Source organism: Sphingobacterium rhinopitheci (genome assembly GCF_022627575.1).
GTDB lineage: Bacteria > Bacteroidota > Bacteroidia > Sphingobacteriales > Sphingobacteriaceae > Sphingobacterium > Sphingobacterium rhinopitheci.
The window spans coordinates 293596-311100 of sequence record NZ_JADEYQ010000003.1; the positions used below are offsets into that span (position 1 = coordinate 293596).

Sequence of the window (17505 nt, forward strand, 5' to 3'; positions counted from 1 at the left end):
TTTATATTAGTCTACAACTTTCATTACACCAGTCATTCCTCGCCAGTGACCTGGGAAAGTACAGATGTATGGATAATTACCTTTTACTTTAGGTGCTTGAAATTTTAGCGTATAACTTTCTCCTGGGTTCACCAATTTTGTAAAAAACAATACTTCGGGCACTTGTGGCACATAATGTCTTTGTGCGGCATTTGAGGATTGTAACATAGCATCCGCTGCTTTACCTACAATTTCGGTAGTTCCAGGCTTAATAAGCACTAAGTTGTGCGGCATAGCATCAGGATTTTCCATAATCAATGTCACCTGCTGACCTGCTTTTACAGTAATCGTACGCTTATCATATTGCATAAGATCTTTTACCGCCTTAATAACGATTACTTGTGACGCTGGAGCCTTTGTCGCAGTCTTCGTGGTCACGGGAGCTTTCGCTGTTGATTGGGTCGTAGCAGGAGCTTTGTTTGCAGTAACATTAGTTTTAGTAGTTACCCCTGCAGTGTGCATATGCTGATGATTATGCTGATGATGTGTATTTGTTTCAAGAGGTTGCAACTTGACATTAATTTCACTGACATTACCAATAAATTCAGAACCATTCACATATTGTGTAAGACTCAAAGAATCATTTAAATCATTCCCTGAACGTAAGTATGCAGCCAATGACTTCTTAAATGGTTTAACATTTTCTATTTGCCCTACGAGATTGTTATTTATATACAAACGAGCACCATTCGCTTGGCTTAAACTTGCATTCACTTCAAACTCATCACTAATTCCAGCAGAAGAAGAGATACTATAGCCAACACCATTCTGAATAATTTCCCAGATCAATTTGTTCCCTTGCATGTATAAAGCATAGCCATCACGACCAACACCTTGGCCTACAATCAATCCTTTGTATTGATCTTGATCTCTACGGCTGATCTCTGTTTTAATGTCTATATCTTTATTTGCGACATCAGGAGAAAATTGAAGACGACTACGTCTTCCTAATTTGTATTCTTCCGTACGCAAGGACTCAAGAATATTTTTCTCAAAACTATTCTTTGATGTAGCCATTAAAGTAGGACGTACAGCTGATTGATTATTTTGAATAGCGGCATACAGACCCGCTGCTAACCATTTATCTTTCGCATTAACCGGATCATCAATAGCTTTCTTCAATACTGGAGCAATTTCTTTAAACGGCTCCGATTCAGCAACTTTCACGAATGCGGCTAACCTGGTATTTAAATCTTTATCCGCAAAAATATTAGACTTAGAAATAGCTAAAAATGACTTCGGATTTAAATCCAAAACTTGGATAGCAGCTTTTCTGACGCCCGCAGAAGGATGGTTTAATGCTGCTACAACAGCATCATTTACTTCTTTATTTTTTAGTAACCCCAATCCATCTAATGTCCATATAGCATGAATAGCAGGTGCATTAAGACCTATTTCATCTACATATTTATCATTTACAATAGCAATTAAATCTGCCTGAACATCCTGATTTTTACGCTCTACCAATAACCTTTGGGCGTGCATACGCCAAAATTTATTGGTGCTATTCAATGCTTTTATAAGTTCTTGCGGATTATCCTTACTCAGTTTATAACTTTCATTATGCTTACCGTCTTTATAAAGGAGGCGATATACACGACCATATTTTTTGTCACGCAAGTCACTTTCAAAAGCATTACCATCCCCACGCACCTGTTCTGTAAAAGGAAGTACTTTTTCGGAAGGAGCTTGAGCTGGTACGAACACATTATGCTGAATAATAAAATTATACCAATCCAATATCCATACTGCACCATCAGGACCTACTTCGGCATGTATAGGACCAAACCATTCGTCCGAACTAGCTAATAAATTCCATCCATCATGCTCTTTGAATCCAGCACCATTTTTTTCGATTTTAGCATTATGTACTAACCGAACCGTTGGCTCTGTAATGAATGCCATGCTATTCCAATAATCTTTAGGATAATCTCTGGCTGTATACATTTGATGACCTGCAGCAGAAGTAAAACCACCTACCACGTCTACTTGCCTTAAATTAGGTGTCAGAGCATGTACCTCATAATGTCCATCTATATTTTGTACTGAATTTATTTTTGAGCCATCAGGTATAGTTTTCAAACTACGCTGTAATAATTTTTCAGGCATCGAATAAAATGCGGAATGAGTATTGTTTGCCGTGGAAATAAAAACATTGTTATCTTCTGTCATTCCTAAGCCCCAAGTATTATTACTTGTAGTTGCTAAATATTCGAAATCTGTACCATCCGGTTTCAATCTATAAAGACCTTGACCAAAAATATGACGTTTACCATCTACTGTACCATTGTAACCAGCATATCCCGTTACACCCCATATTTTATTATCAAAGCCATATTGTAGATTTGAAGGGCCAGCATGGGTATCACCTTTACTCCAACCGGTCATTATGATCTCTTCCACATCCGCGACATCATCGCCATTGGTATCTTTAAAAAACATAAAGTCAGGAGCCATTGCTACGATTACACCATCATTCGCAAAAGTTAAGCTAGTGGCAATATTTAAACCATCCTTGAATATGGTAAACTTGTCTGCTACGCCATCACCATCTGTATCTTCACAAATTTTTATACGGTCATTTCCTTTACCTCTTTCTTTTTCAAAATTATTTGGATAATCTATAGATTCAATCACCCAAAGGCGACCACGTTCGTCCCAGCTCATGGCCAAAGGATTACGAATATTAGGCTCAGAAACAAACAATTTCAGTTCAAAATCTTGTGGGTTTTGAATCAACTTCATTGATTCTACAGGGCTCAGAGGATCCTGCATACGTGGAACATCATATCTGGCTGTAAAATCAGCTATTGAATCTGGATATATACTAACATTAGGAATAGCTAAGTCTTTAACATCAGCTTGAGTCTGACTTGCTAATGACCACCAAACACCTTTATGCACTAAATTTAAGAAATCACGATTTTTCCAAGTTTGATCATTTTTACCTAAAGCAATATAAACGAAACGACCAGCACCTTGATCTTTTGTCCATCCATAAGGTTGAGATTTTCCATTTACTACTGCATTTGCAAAAACTCGTACACCTGGAGATTGGATATTGAAAGAAAAGTTCTCATTTTTTACAGGGAAGGAAGCTTCGGGAAAATTAAGGATTTTATCCTTATCGCTAATAACGACATTGACATCCCCATTTCCTGCTTCCACAAAACCGCCATTGACAAGATCTTTGTACCAAGCAGAATTACCAAATGAATTAGCCGCTGAATAAAGTGCAACAACACCCTTTCCATTTTGTAAGAAACGCTTCAGTGAATTCTCATATTCTTCGGCTAACACTGCTTCTTTGGTCAGCAATACTACGGCATCATATTTATTCAAATTGTCATATTGTAATGCCGAAAGATCATTACTATAGGTGGTATTAATTCCAGATTTGAACAATTCTATTGAAAGCCAGGTTGCATGATTTGAAGCCTTTTCATTTCCTGCTCCAATAAACAACACTTCGGCTCTTCTAGGAATATTACTGGCACTAGAAGTCAAAAAAACTATTACAAGGAAAAATAGCTTAAGTAAATTTTTCATGTTTGGTTGATGTAAATAATTTATAATGGTTATAACAAATATATAAAATAGGAATGACTATGAATTTAGATATTTTAGCAAAAAATAAGCATATTATATCATTTATTATTATATTTATAGTTTATAAAAGAAATTATAATGCTAGAAAAGAGAGTTATCTCAAAATCGCTTATTCCAGAGAATAAATCATTTGTTATCAAAAGTATCAATGAACGTCATTTTGATCCGACTTTTCATGCCCACCCAGAATTCCAGCTTTCCTTTGTCGTAAAAGGAGAAGGCAATCGTATCGTCGGTAGTAGCTTGCAACCCTTCCAAGCCAATGATATGGTATTTATAGGCCCCAATCTTCCCCATGTATGGAAAAATCATTTATCGTATTTCGAAAAAGACAGTATTTTAGACACCTCCGTTATAGTCATCTATTTTCATAAAAATTTCTTAGGGGACAATATCTATGATAAAGAAGAATTCAATAAATTGAATAAATTGTTCGACAAAAGTAACCTAGGTATAGAAATTCAAGGAGATACTCGGAAACGTATTGGCGAGATGATGCGGGACTTATTAGAAAAAACCGAATTAGAAAGTATTATACTATTACTGCAGATATTAGAAACTTTAGTGACTTCGAACGATATACTGGTTATCAATGAAATCGATGAGGCAATAATCTATAAAAAAGTAGAAACAGAGCGAATCCACAAAGTATATGATTATGTGATAAAGAATTTTGCTAAACCTATCAAACTGGAAGAGGTGGCTGAAATTGCAAACATGACAAATACATCGTTTAGTCGTTATTTCAAAACTAGATTAAACAAATCATTTTCTGATTTTCTAAAAGAAATCAGAATCAACTACGCCTGTAAATTATTAAAAGATGAGAATATTCCAATTGAGACCATAAGCTATGAGTGCGGGTATCCTTCTGTTACTAATTTTAATAAACAATTTAAAAGTGTAATTGGTAGACAACCAAAAAAATACCGAGATGACTACTTAAAGCTTATATAGTGGATATAATTAACCCTCTACTAAATAATAATTCCATAACAATACGTCTTAAATAAAACAAATAGTGTATCTAAATAATTAAATCCACTATTTGTTTGATATCAATCCTTTTAGGAATCGGTTCGAAAATACCGAAGCTCTATAATATCAGCGGGAATTGACTGTGTATTCCAATGGGAATGAATAGCCAATGCGGCACCTAAAGCTGTGGCTTGCGCCATTGAAGCGGCATAAACTTCAATATGAGGATAGTTACGTGCCAGCAAATTCATGTATAGATTATTCTTACTAAAACCACCATCAACAAATATGCGTTTACAACCACCATTAGTAAGGACAAGATTGCTGGATTCAATCTGTGCTTGTACCAAATCGTACATTAACGTATGATAAGCTACTATATAGTTCGGAAAGGAAGACAAATCGCGTTTTGAAAAAGTCTGCAATACATTATCTGCTTTCATGTGAGGAATTGATCTTATGATATTCCAATCAATCTCGATATTTTTAAATTTCGAAACAGCGACATCAAAATATTCTGCTATTCTTTTAGCTTGTACTTCATGTTCATATCCAGCAAATAATCGCGATGCTTTCACCGGAATTCCATCATATCTTAGATAGCACAAACAATCTGCATGTAGCTCATCTTCCGTTAAATTACTTCCTGCAAAAGGATTCATCGTAATACACCATGTGCCAGTTGAGATCAATACAAAAGGTTCATGAAAATTAATCAAATACGGTATCAAAGCCGAAGAGCTGTCGTGAAAACCCGTGCCTACCTTATAGTTGTTTCCAGGAAAAGTAGCATCAAAAACCTCTTTGCCAGAAGTAATAGGGGCCAATTTTTCTAAAAGACCTTCATCTTCAAGCCAACGGTGGTATTTGTTTTGTTTAAAATCCCACATTGCCGTATGGCAACCTATACTCGTCATATCTGTATAATATGTACCAGAAACAAGAAAACTCAAATATTGCGGGAGATGCAAAGCATATTTTATTTTCTTGAAAACAGCAGGTTGTTCATGCTTTATACGATACAATTGCAGAGCAGAATTTAGGCTTCCTAACAAAGGGGACGCCGTCTCTAAAGAGAAAGTAGATGCGCCGCCATAATTGGCGTAAAGTTTATCACTCAACTCCGAAGGATAATCCTTCAAATAATTATACAACGGTGTAAGTGGCATCCCTACTTCATCGACATAAACCAACGACGCACCGTAAGAGGCGAAATTAATGGCTTTGACATCATATTGTTTCATGCGAAACACCTGATGTAGCGAATCAAATACAGACAATCTTAGGCTTTCCAAATTTTCACAACTATCCCCATCTTCATCTGTAGTTTCTAAAAATTTTGCCGTGCGTTCAAACACAATATTATAATGCTCATCAAACAGAAAAAGCTTTTTATTTGTTTTTCCGACATCGAAAATTGCAATGACAGGAATCCTTTTATTATCCATATTACTAATCGTTATAAACCAGTAGCTTTAGTATTTTCACCACGCTCCGCTATCAATTGATTTCTGATTTGTGCCTCTTCAAATAAGCGTATAGGATTTAAAGCTCCACCGCTACGTAAGCGTGCTTCCGCAACTAAAGGACGGACATCAGTACGATAAGCTTCTTGCAATATTTCTTGTGCCTTTACGACATCATTACTTTGCTGAGCATCTTTAATAGCAGTCCTATCAACGAGTAAAGCTTGGGTATAAGCTATTTTAATGGCTTCTACTGATTGTAATAAGTCTACCAAAGGATCTTTCAAATTATGACTAGCATCAATCATCCATCCCAATCCCGAAGCATGATCAATCCCTCTAGCATCCATTCCATCTATCAATTCATTAAAAATCAAAAACAATTGATACGGTTTGATACTTCCCGCAGTTAGATCATCGTCAGCATATTTACTATCATTAAAATGAAAACCAGCTAATTTACCTTCCATCAACAGCAAAGAAACGATCTGTTCTATATTAGCATTAGGTAGATGGTGTCCTAAATCAACTAAAGTATAGGCTTTGTCCCCTAATTTATTGGCTAATAATAAAGATTGCCCCCAATCACCGATGGTAGTAGAATAGAAATGCGGTTCAAAGGCTTTATATTCGATAAACATTTTCCAATCCTCGGGCAGGTATTTATAAATCTCCTGTAAGCTGGATAATGTATGTTGAAAAGCTTCTCTAAAGTTTAATTGTCCAGGAAAAGAAGAACCATCAGCCAACCATACCGTAATAGATTTTGATCCCAAAGCAATACCTTGTTTGATGACTTCAATATTGTGCTCTATTGCTTGCTTACGCATATTAGGATCGACATGATGAAGAGAGCCAAACTTATAGCTATATTCTTGTTCGGGTTGATCTTGAAACGTATTTGAATTTACCGCATCGAAAACTAACCCAAAAGAATTGGCTAATTCCTTAATTTTTTCCACATTTTGTGGAATATCCCATGGAATATGTAGAGAAATAGCCCCACTTGATTTATTTAAAGCATGTAACAAACCTACATCTTCAATTTTTTGCTCCAAATTACCCGGCTCCCCTTTTCCTGAAAAACGACCAAAACGAGTACCACCTGTTCCTAAAGCCCAGCTCGGAATAGCAATTTGAAATTTTTGTAATTTGTCAAGTACTTCTTCAGTTTGTAGAATATCTTCTTTTAAAAAATTAAATGCGCGTAAATGCTTAGTTATCAATTCATCATTATGTGCATTGATAACCGCTTGATTTATCCTCATAATTCCTTTATTTTATATTTGGTTACAATTGAAGTATTTAAGATATAAAAAAACATAAACACTTCATATTATCCTAAAATTATTACCTAACAAAAGCCATCGCTACCCCACCATCTACATTAAGAACATTTCCAGTAGACTTATTCAAATTGCCACCTACAAAAACATAGCAAGCATTAGCGATATCATCTGGCAAGATAATCTCATTCAATAGAGTACGGTTAGCATAGAAAGCTGGTAATTCTGCCACTGTAATGCCATATGCTTTTGCACGGCCTTCAGCCCATCCTCCGGCCCAGATATTACTATCTGATATCACGGCATCCGGATTCACTACATTGACACGAATTTTAAACGGCCCCAATTCCGCAGCATTTAACCTGCTAAGATGCAATTGTGCAGCTTTAGCACTACCATATCCCGCGTTATTAGGTCCACTAACGAGCGCATTTTTACTCACTATATTGATGATATCCCCACCTACAGCTTGTGCCTTTAATACTTTTGTCGCCGATTGCGTGACCAAGAATTGGCCATGTACTAATACTTCGTATAGCAATTCCCAATCCTGATCGGTATGATCTTCAATAGACTTAGAGATGGATAATCCAGCATTATTGACAATAATATCAATACCGCCATACGCTAAAATAGCCTGATTAAAAGCTTGTTGAATTTGATCTGAATTCGTTACATCCAATGGTGTAGAAATCACGTTATCCTTACCAAAAAGACCGACAAATTCCTCTTCAGTACCCCGCAAGCGCTCTTGGTTCATATCATTCAATACTATGACAGCCCCTTCTAGGGCCATCTTCTTCGCAATAGCTTTACCTATTCCTCCAGCACTACCTGTGACCAATGCTATTTTTCCAGACAAAGATTTTGGTTTAGGCATACGTTGCAATTTTGCTTCTTCCAGCAACCAATATTCAATATTAAAAGCTTCTTGTCTTGGTAAAGATGTATATTCACTTATGGCTTCAGCACCTTTCATCACATTGATCGCATTGATATAAAATTCAGCGGCTACACGAGCCGTTTGTTTATCTTTTGCAAACGCGAACATGCCCACTCCAGGGTAAATAATAATCACAGGATTTTTGTCGCGGATGGCAGGGCTATTATCATGCTTACACGTGTCATAATAGTCCGTATACATAGCCCTATACCCCTCAAAAAGAGGACTTAACAATTCTTTAATGGCTTCCACATCACCCAATTCTGCTGATTTGTCCAAGTTCAGAATCAAAGGTTGTATCTTAGTGCGCAAAAAATGATCGGGACAACTGGTACCTAAAGGAGCTAAACGATCCAAATCATTAGAATTTATATATTCTAAGACTTTAGTATCATCCGTAAAATGCCCTATCATATGGCGCTCGCTAGAGCAGAATCCCCTTAGAATAGGGGCAATTTTAATCGCTTGATTTTGGCGTTCCTCTGCTGGTAAACTTTCTATTCGCTGACCACCAAAGACAGGCCTATTTTTTCCATAATTATCTTCTAGATATGAAGCACATTTTTCAATGACATCCAAAGAATTAATATAGCATTCATATGCGGTATCTCCCCAAGTAAATAATCCATGTGAACCTAACATAATACCACGTATTCCAGGATTATTAGCCAAACAATCGCGCAATTGCAAGCCTAAGTCAAAACCCGGCTTTTGCCAATCTACCCAGCCAATTTCGCCCTCAAATAGCTCTTCCGTAATTCGTTTACCATCTTTTGCTGCCGCAATAGCGATAGCCGCATCTGGGTGCAAATGATCAATATGCTTAAAAGGCAGAAAACCGTGCAACGGTGTATCAATAGAAGGTGCTTTGGATGCTAGGTCAAAAATACAGTGATTAAATAGCTCAACCATTTCATCTTCATACGCTATACCTTTATAGACTTTTTCGAGCTCCCGAAGACGGTCAACATATAGCGCCGCTAAACCAGATTTCTGGAGTGTGCCGATATCACCACCTGAACCTTTAATCCACATTACTTCAACTGCTTCGCCAGTTAAGGGATCGTTATCCATCACTTTGCATGATGTATTGCCACCTCCATAATTTGTAATACGCAAATCAGAACCTAACAAATTTGACCGATACAACAATAAAGCAACTTCATCATTACCTAAGCTAGCTGCCTTTTGGTCATCCCATAAATAATTCACATGTTTATATATTCTCACTATCTTAAAGTTTTAATTGTTATTATTCTAATGTTTTTGCAAATCCTATAATACATATGGACAGAATAATGGTGGCTATGCCTATTATCACTGATCGATACGTTTTCTTTTGTACACCTTTCCATTCTTTTAGTATTACTCCCCATGCATTTGAAATTAAAATGATAAATGCCATATGAAGAATCCAAGAACTAGCACCATTGCCAAGCCTACTTTCACCCATTCCATAAAAAAAGAATTGTAAATACCATGTGGTTCCCGCGATTGCGCAGAGTAATAAATTCTTCAATAATGGAGCTGATTGTTTTGTATAGTCACCAAATGTCCTATTCTTACAGAGCAGATAAACACACCAAATAATGTTTGTTGTAAAACCTCCCCATAAAATCACTACATATGTAACATTGTTTTGGTATAAAAATTCACCTTGGTTAGGGTTGCTATCTTTCCATAATTCATTAGCAATCTCTGCCATAGGCTTTCCGGCTTCTAATCCAAAATTGAAACATGCCGATAGTACGCCGGAGATAACAGCGACAACGATACCTAAGCCAAAATTAAACTCTGTTTTTCCACCATCTTTTAGTGATGCTAAATCGTGCTCCTTGAGCACCCCTGCTTTTCCACAAAAATAAATCCCTATAAGACAAACCAGTAAACCTAACATCACACAGATACCCGAAGGATCTGTAAAAAAGAAGTCGATGCCATGCTTACCTTCCGTAGTATTGAAAAAATAATAAATAGCAGGCATTAAAGCGCCAAAAACCATACTCAAACCCAATATTATACTACTCCCCAACGAAACGCCCAAATACCGTACACCTAATCCATAGGTCAACCCACCAATACCCCACAGCAAACCAAATAAATAGGTATATCCAATAATAGAAGTCGAAGTATTGGAAATTATATCCATAAAATTAGGTATGGTTATCCAAGCAGCCAATGGAGGTACGAGGATCCATGAGAATAAGCCCCCTAATATCCACATCGCTTCCCACGACCAATCCTTGACTTTTTTGTAAGGAACATAAAAGCTTCCTGAAGCAAAGCCTCCAATAAAATGAAATAGTACACCAGCTAAAGCATTCATAAAAATTATAATTATTAGATTTATAAAAGGTACCTCAATATAGGGGGATTGATTTAATCAACTGTTATGAACTGTCATGTTAAATTGGGCCATAACAGGGCTTAGGAAGGGAATAAATTGCTAAAAATTTAATATTAGTAAGTAATTATTTATTAAATAAATAAAAATAACATCACACTTTATTTATTATATTTATATTGAATTTATTATCTTAGGTTCATCTTTATATTATTAACATAATCTATCATGCACAAATCTTTACTGACGACAATATTTTTATTAGCAATAACCTGTAGTTTTGCGCAACAACCTACGTTGCAGCAAAAACTACAATCTAATTTAAATTTACAATCTCAGTTTCAAGTATTACTGGCACAATCCAAATCATTTGACGCTGATTTTAAAGTCATTAGAAAAGCCAATATCGAAATTATACAGAAAAATGTAAGTGATTCGATTTCAAAATACACTAAAGAAATAGCAACATTAAAAAGCAATTCTTCTTCTTCTGTTGCTAATCTTACTTTGCTGAAGGACTCTTTACAGACTACGCAAGCAGCATTAGCAATAGAACAGCGCAAAACAGATAATATAACATTCTTAGGCATCGATTTATCTAAAGGTGTATATCACTCCATCGTTTGGGCTATTATAGCTATATTGGCATTGGTGCTAATGATTATCATAGCTTCATTCCGCAAAGCTAAAATTGATGCTGTAGAATCAAAAAAAACAGCTGAAGAATCGCAACAGGAATTTCAAGTATTTAAAAAGAAAGCTATGGAGACAGAGCAAAAATTAAAGCGTCAATTATTAGACGAACAATTAAAAGGCAATTCCTAATCTTAATAAAAACAAAAAATGACCTGCTTGAGCAGGTCATTTTTTGTTGATACTATATCGATAGTACCTTTAATTACTAAAGCCTAGAATTAGGGGATTAATAATGGAGAGTTGTAAAGTTGTCTAAAATAGCTTTACAGCTATCCATTATTAAAATTACTATTAAATTGCTTTTTCTACTAATCCACCCTTTTCACTGTCCACAACAATTTTTACATTTTTAGGACTTCCTTTCACAATCCATTTTACACGAACTTCACTCATGCCATCAATACTTGGAACTTCGATCTGATCAGGTTTATACTTTTGTTCCACTGTACTGTTAAAATCTTTATCCAATACGCGCATCCCTACAATCACATCGGCTCCTTCAATACGTATATAGTCAGGTCTATTAACTTTATTCTTGACATCATGATCAGAGTGTGTTGGAATAATTCGGCTGTTCCATACAGTAGCCACGATTTCGGTAAGATTTCCTGCCAGTACTTTTGTCTCAATGCTAGTTATCTCAAGCTTAGGCATATGGTGCGCATGATAAATAGTGAAAGCTGCATTACGGTGAGCATCTTCTAACAATAAAAAACCAGGATGATTTCTAGTATAATTTTTCTTAGCACCACCTATTTCTATTTTACCAAATTGTGGATGATCGAATTCTTTCCATGGTACATATGCGTCTCCAAACAATAGCAATTTATCAAATTCATAATACTCATCACTTTGACGAAGTCCACCATTAGCTTTTTCATTAAACAATTTGTAAGTCGTCATCAATTCATTGGAAAAAGTATAGATTCCTCTACCGAGAGCGAAAAAGTCAATCTCTCCACCAAAAACGGTGTAAAGATCTTTGTGGATAACGATATAATCATATCCAGGCAACATTTTAGCACCCGTCTGCCCTATAGCATCATACACCTGTATATCCTTACGTGAATAATATTTATCATCTTGTGCCGCTCCAGGACCTCGCAGAATCATCCCACCGTAGTTATGATAAGATTGTGCTCCCGCAATATTCGTATGCTTGAAGAAGAAATTTTTGACTGCCATGGTCTCAGGCAAAGTACCTGGGTAATATAAGGCCCCATTTTGCACATAATTAGGCTGCCAATTCCAGCCCCAATCCCGATTAGGATCATAGGTACCTGTGATATCCTCATTCACTAAACCATCGCCATCATTATCAATTCCCTCGAACCCCAATAATTCATATTCACCTTTCTCACCTGGTTTTACAAGGATCATTCTATTCGCATTTTCAGGATCAGCTTTATATCTTCCGGTTTTAGATTTCCTACGCATCATAACAATATGACCATCAGCATCCAAGTCATCGTACAAATCTTCAGCTATCAATCCGTCACCATCATTGTCAAAAGGTCGTCTTCCTGTACGCGAGGAATGCATCGTATTAGGTTCGTAAATAAAATAATCCCTTGAATCTGGATTTATTGTTGGAGCAATATAAAATATCTTCTCTTGCAATAGCTCTTTGATAAAAGGAACTTGATGATAATTTTCGGCTAGATACCAAGCCGTGTACATGGCAATCTCAGACCCTTGTAGTTCATTGGCATGAATATTCCCATCAATCCACATTCCAGGTTTACGGTCACTAATACCATTATTAAAATCTGATATAGATAGTACAAATATATCCCTACCTTCAAAAGACTTACCTATAGACTCATACTTTACAAGTGAAGGGTAAGCCTTCTGAAGATCTTTACAAAATTGTTCTATTTGTTTGTTATCATGATATCTATTCCAATTCATTGGTACTTTAGGATTTGCGGGCGAACCGACCGCTCGTAAACCAGGAATATCGATAGCATCATTATTATTTTGCGCATTTGCTACAGACAGTATTGAGACGGTGCATACTGCTACAAAAAGTATATTTATTAATTTCATTTTTTTCACCTTTACAATTTAACATCAATATTTACTATCCCCGAAGTAGGACATCCTGCTATAATAGTAACAGTTCCCTTACCTTTTATCAACCATGAAAATGTTTGGGATTTCCCTGCGCCTAATGAAGGATACAATTGCAAACGCTTACCATTCAAAAATACTTGATCCTTTTGAAGCTCACATATTGTTTTAAATTTAGATACATATTTTATTTTATCCGCAATTTCCGGATACATTGGCATCAATCCGACATTAGTAACTGCCAATTCTACCCTAAATACATCAGCACCGAGCGCTGTAATTTCAGGTTTTTGGAATTCCAATTGTGGCATCGCTTTCAACAAATGTTGAATAAAATCAGCATGTATTTTAGTAGATTGCCCCAAATAAGCTAAAGGAGGATTAAGCCTATAGATATCAACAATACCACCTACTTCGACTTCATTATTAGGAAAATTAGGGTGCTTGACATTCACCCAAGGTAAAATCGCACCATCAATATTATTTTGTATTGCCCATTGATAGAACATATCATCACCCTTAGTTGTTTTGGTATTGTTTACAGAATCTACAACAGAAGGCCACCATATAGGTGTAGAAAAACTATATTTACCTAAGTGATAATAGGCTGTATTAGCAAAATTACCTGGTTTGTGCTCCATTTTTGTAGGCTCTCCTAAGGGTTTGCTAATTTTTTTATAAATAGATGAAATATATTTAGCAACATCGGCATCCTTAGCCGTCCATGAGCTCACTATTCTTTCATTCGCTTTAGCTTCATTGAATCTCTCAGGTTCGGAAAGATTATTTGTTAATCCAAATTGAACAATAGTTGATATTTGTGGATTCTCATACACAAAGTTCATAAGCGCTTTTGTTTCCGGTTCAGAAGCGGCATAATTACCACTTTCGGGATAGAAAGCAGGATAATTAAAAGTAAAATTCCGATCAAGATTTACCCCACCCACACCGTCTTCACCATATCTATCATCAAAATCAGTATCTATTCCTTCATCAAATAACACATAATTACCCTTTTCCCCTTTACTTCTATCTGCTTCGATTAATATATTTTTATAATTTGGATGCATGACATGTGTTCCCGCAATAGATTTTACACGCATCTGTGAAATTAATGCATCCCCATTTATATCCATACTGGGATTTTCATCCATACGCCCATCACGATCATTGTCGACCACACGTGCATTTCCAGAATTCCAATGACCAGCTTCAACATTTCTTTTATAAGCATCGGGATTAACAAGGGGTACAATCCAAATAGATTTATTATCTAAAAGATGAGCTAATGAATCAGGCTGCATAGCTAATAATTCTTTTAGCAATCCAACACTACTAATCACCCCTGCAGGATGCTTACCATCTATACCGGACACTAATAATAATGTAGGTTTAACATTGGGATCCCGCTCCAGCTTAACAACGGAAATATTCTCACCACCGAAGCTTTTTCCAATGGTACCAATGGAGACATATTTATTTCCTTTGAGCTGATGGATGCTTGATAATAAATCCTTATAACTAGGGTAATCCAACTGTGCAAAACCTAACAAAGGAGAGATTGAACACAGTAGAACAAAAATTTTCTTCATATAAGATAGTATTAATATAACCACTGGCTAATTGTGTTTATAAAAGTATATAAAATTCCATTTAGCTAAATAATTGATAAGTAACTTGTTTGCTATAAAACACAAAAAATAGTTATCAAAAAAGGTCAATATATTAAACAACCAAAGACAATAAATATAAATTTTAAATAATTCTTAACAATCGCTTTGGTTTTCAATAGATATACATTATTTTTGCATTCCAAAATACAGCTTGGAAAGAAGCTGTTAATAAATAGATTAATAAATTTTTAGTCCCTATAATATGCCCAATATTGGTAAAATAGCGCAGATTATCGGCCCAGTGGTTGACGTCAACTTTGCCGACAATGAAAATCTTCCTAAGATTTACGATGCATTGTACATTGAAAAAGAAAATGGACAACGCATTGTATTAGAAGTTCAGAAACATTTAGGTGAAGAACGTGTTCGTACTATAGCGATGGATGCAACAGAAGGTTTAGTTCGTGGTATGAAAGTGGTTGACACTGGAGCGCCAATCAAAATGCCTGTTGGCGAAGAGATCAAAGGTCGTGTATTCAACGTAGTTGGTGCACCAATCGATGGTATTCGCGAATTGGACACTACAAATGGACGTTCTATCCATAATACACCTCCAAAATTTGAAGACTTATCTACTGAGAGCGAAGTTCTTTATACAGGTATCAAAGTTATTGACTTGTTAGAGCCTTATGCTAAAGGTGGTAAAATCGGTTTGTTCGGTGGTGCCGGTGTAGGTAAAACAGTATTAATTCAAGAGTTAATTAACAACATCGCTAAAGGACACGGTGGTTTATCTGTATTCGCAGGTGTTGGTGAGCGTACTCGTGAAGGTAATGATTTACTTCGTGAGATGTTAGAGTCAGGTATCATCAAATACGGTGAGCAATTCATGGAAGGTATGGAAAAAGGCGAATGGCCTTTAGATACTGTTGACCAAGAATTAATGAAAGAATCTAAATGTACTTTCGTATTCGGTCAAATGAATGAGCCTCCAGGTGCACGTGCACGTGTAGCCTTATCAGGTCTTACAATCGCTGAATATTTCCGTGATGGTGAAGGTGATGGCCAAGGTAAAGATGTATTATTCTTTATTGATAACATCTTCCGTTTTACGCAAGCTGGTTCTGAAGTTTCCGCTTTATTAGGCCGTATGCCTTCTGCAGTAGGTTACCAACCGACATTAGCGACAGAGATGGGTTTAATGCAAGAGCGTATTACCTCAACTAAAAACGGATCAATCACATCAGTACAAGCGGTATACGTACCTGCGGATGATTTAACTGACCCTGCTCCAGCGACGACATTCGCTCACTTGGATGCAACTACAGTATTGTCACGTAAAATTGCTGAGTTAGGTATTTATCCTGCGGTAGATCCATTAGATTCTACTTCACGTATCTTATCTCCAGCAGTATTAGGTAACGAGCACTACGATACAGCTCAACGTGTTAAAGAAATTTTACAACGTTACAAAGAACTTCAAGATATCATTGCTATCTTAGGTATGGATGAATTATCTGAAGAAGATAAATTAACAGTACACCGCGCACGTCGTGTACAACGTTTCTTGTCTCAACCATTCCACGTAGCAGAGCAATTTACAGGTTTGAAAGGTGTACTAGTAGACATCAAGGATACTATCAAAGGATTCAATATGATCATCGATGGTGAAGTAGATGAATATCCTGAAGCAGCTTTCAACTTAGTAGGTTCTATCGATGAGGCTATCGAAAAAGGTAAGAAGTTATTAGCAGAAGCAGTTTAATTAGATATTAGATAATAGCTTTGAGGTATACGTACCTCAAAGCTATTTGTAGAACTTGTTCTCCATCTTATATCTTTAATCTCATATCTAGAAAAGAATGAAATTATCAATAATCACTCCAGACAAATTAGCATACGAAGGTGACGTAACATCTGTTACAGTACCCGGTACATCAGGGTCTTTTCAAATTTTGAAAGATCACGCTGCTATTGTGTCTACGCTAGAAGATGGTAAGGTCATCGTCAAAAATAGTAATGAAGAAATCGTCATTATTATCAAAGGAGGTGTAGTTGAAGCTAAGGACAACAACATTATCATTTTAGCTGAAGGAATTGTTCAGAATTAGAATAATATTCAATATTAAATAGCCCTTAAGAATACCTATTCTTAAGGGCTATTTTTTTTAATACAACCTTACCCAACCTGATTTTAAGAAGAATTTTGATGAAATTCATACAAAGTTCAAAATCCAAAAAATATACCGATTTTAAATCGGGTCTACTAACAACAAAATTATATTCTGTAAATTGAAAGCTATTTCAAAATACAGCGTAAAAACACAAGAATAAACCATACAAAAAACTTTTTCAAAATATTTTATTTGTCTATTGTATTAAATTTGAATTCGGCTTAACTTGAGGAAGTCAATTCAAAAAGATAAGAACACTGTTTTTGGGGAGGAACTAGTTGTCT

The 17505-nt window shown here is 36.0% G+C and carries 11 protein-coding genes; 4 read left to right on the top strand and 7 right to left on the bottom strand.

The features are described 5' to 3' along the window. Positions 1–6: 6 nt before the first annotated feature. Positions 7–3588 (bottom strand): PVC-type heme-binding CxxCH protein, encoded by a 3582-nt coding sequence (locus IP023_RS06090; protein WP_241789372.1) that lies wholly within the window; start codon positions 3586–3588, stop codon positions 7–9. Between the two features lie 138 nt (positions 3589–3726). On the opposite strand from IP023_RS06090, the gene IP023_RS06095 reads away from it, so the two are divergent. After that, entirely contained in the window at positions 3727–4605 is an 879-nt protein-coding gene (locus tag IP023_RS06095; protein WP_241789373.1) for an AraC family transcriptional regulator, read from the top strand. Between the two features lie 110 nt (positions 4606–4715). On the opposite strand, the gene IP023_RS06100 is transcribed toward IP023_RS06095, so the two are convergent. The 4 genes from IP023_RS06100 to rhaT form a co-directional block, all read right to left on the bottom strand. After that, complete coding sequence (locus tag IP023_RS06100; RefSeq protein WP_241789374.1) at positions 4716–6074, bottom strand: FGGY-family carbohydrate kinase; 1359 nt, start codon at positions 6072–6074, stop codon at positions 4716–4718. A gap of 11 nt (positions 6075–6085) precedes the next feature. Beyond that, positions 6086–7360, bottom strand: coding sequence for a sugar isomerase (locus IP023_RS06105; protein ID WP_241789375.1), 1275 nt, complete (start codon positions 7358–7360; stop codon positions 6086–6088). Positions 7361–7442: 82 nt separating this feature from the next. Then, positions 7443–9551: a bifunctional aldolase/short-chain dehydrogenase gene (locus IP023_RS06110; protein WP_241789376.1), complete on the bottom strand. Its 2109-nt coding sequence runs from the start codon at positions 9549–9551 to the stop codon at positions 7443–7445. 22 nt (positions 9552–9573) lie between these two features. After that, the gene (gene rhaT / locus IP023_RS06115) at positions 9574–10647 is read right to left on the bottom strand and encodes an L-rhamnose/proton symporter RhaT (protein WP_241789377.1); all 1074 of its coding nucleotides are present in this window, start codon (positions 10645–10647) and stop codon (positions 9574–9576) included. Between the two features lie 246 nt (positions 10648–10893). Between rhaT and IP023_RS06120 the strand changes: the two genes are divergently transcribed. Next, complete coding sequence (locus IP023_RS06120) at positions 10894–11490, top strand: hypothetical protein (protein WP_241789378.1); 597 nt, start codon at positions 10894–10896, stop codon at positions 11488–11490. Between the two features lie 162 nt (positions 11491–11652). Here the strand turns inward: IP023_RS06120 and IP023_RS06125 are convergent, their stop codons facing one another. Together IP023_RS06125 and IP023_RS06130 are read right to left on the bottom strand one after the other, a co-directional pair. Continuing rightward, a complete protein-coding gene (locus tag IP023_RS06125; RefSeq protein WP_241789379.1) occupies positions 11653–13410 on the bottom strand; it encodes a M14 family metallopeptidase in 1758 nt (585 codons plus the stop codon). 11 nt (positions 13411–13421) lie between these two features. After that, complete coding sequence (locus tag IP023_RS06130; RefSeq protein WP_241789380.1) at positions 13422–15026, bottom strand: M14 family zinc carboxypeptidase; 1605 nt, start codon at positions 15024–15026, stop codon at positions 13422–13424. A gap of 283 nt (positions 15027–15309) precedes the next feature. Here IP023_RS06130 and atpD point away from each other — a divergent pair, with 283 nt between their 5' ends. Together atpD and atpC are read left to right on the top strand one after the other, a co-directional pair. After that, a complete protein-coding gene (atpD, locus tag IP023_RS06135; protein WP_241789381.1) occupies positions 15310–16812 on the top strand; it encodes a F0F1 ATP synthase subunit beta in 1503 nt (500 codons plus the stop codon). 97 nt (positions 16813–16909) lie between these two features. After that, the gene (gene atpC, locus IP023_RS06140) at positions 16910–17158 is read left to right on the top strand and encodes an ATP synthase F1 subunit epsilon (protein ID WP_241789382.1); all 249 of its coding nucleotides are present in this window, start codon (positions 16910–16912) and stop codon (positions 17156–17158) included. The last annotated feature ends 347 nt before the right edge of the window (positions 17159–17505 follow it).

Excerpts from the sequence above, each read along its gene's own strand:
- IP023_RS06090 (WP_241789372.1), bottom strand. The coding sequence starts at position 3,588 with ATGAAAAATTTACTTAAGCTATTTTTCCTTGTAATAGTTTTTTTGACT.
- IP023_RS06095 (WP_241789373.1), top strand. The coding sequence starts at position 3,727 with ATGCTAGAAAAGAGAGTTATCTCAAAATCGCTTATTCCAGAGAATAAA.
- IP023_RS06100 (WP_241789374.1), bottom strand. The coding sequence starts at position 6,074 with ATGGATAATAAAAGGATTCCTGTCATTGCAATTTTCGATGTCGGAAAA.
- IP023_RS06105 (WP_241789375.1), bottom strand. The coding sequence starts at position 7,360 with ATGAGGATAAATCAAGCGGTTATCAATGCACATAATGATGAATTGATA.
- rhaT (WP_241789377.1), bottom strand. The coding sequence starts at position 10,647 with ATGAATGCTTTAGCTGGTGTACTATTTCATTTTATTGGAGGCTTTGCT.
- IP023_RS06120 (WP_241789378.1), top strand. The coding sequence starts at position 10,894 with ATGCACAAATCTTTACTGACGACAATATTTTTATTAGCAATAACCTGT.
- IP023_RS06125 (WP_241789379.1), bottom strand. The coding sequence starts at position 13,410 with ATGAAATTAATAAATATACTTTTTGTAGCAGTATGCACCGTCTCAATA.
- IP023_RS06130 (WP_241789380.1), bottom strand. The coding sequence starts at position 15,026 with ATGAAGAAAATTTTTGTTCTACTGTGTTCAATCTCTCCTTTGTTAGGT.
- atpD (WP_241789381.1), top strand. The coding sequence starts at position 15,310 with ATGCCCAATATTGGTAAAATAGCGCAGATTATCGGCCCAGTGGTTGAC.
- atpC (WP_241789382.1), top strand. The coding sequence starts at position 16,910 with ATGAAATTATCAATAATCACTCCAGACAAATTAGCATACGAAGGTGAC.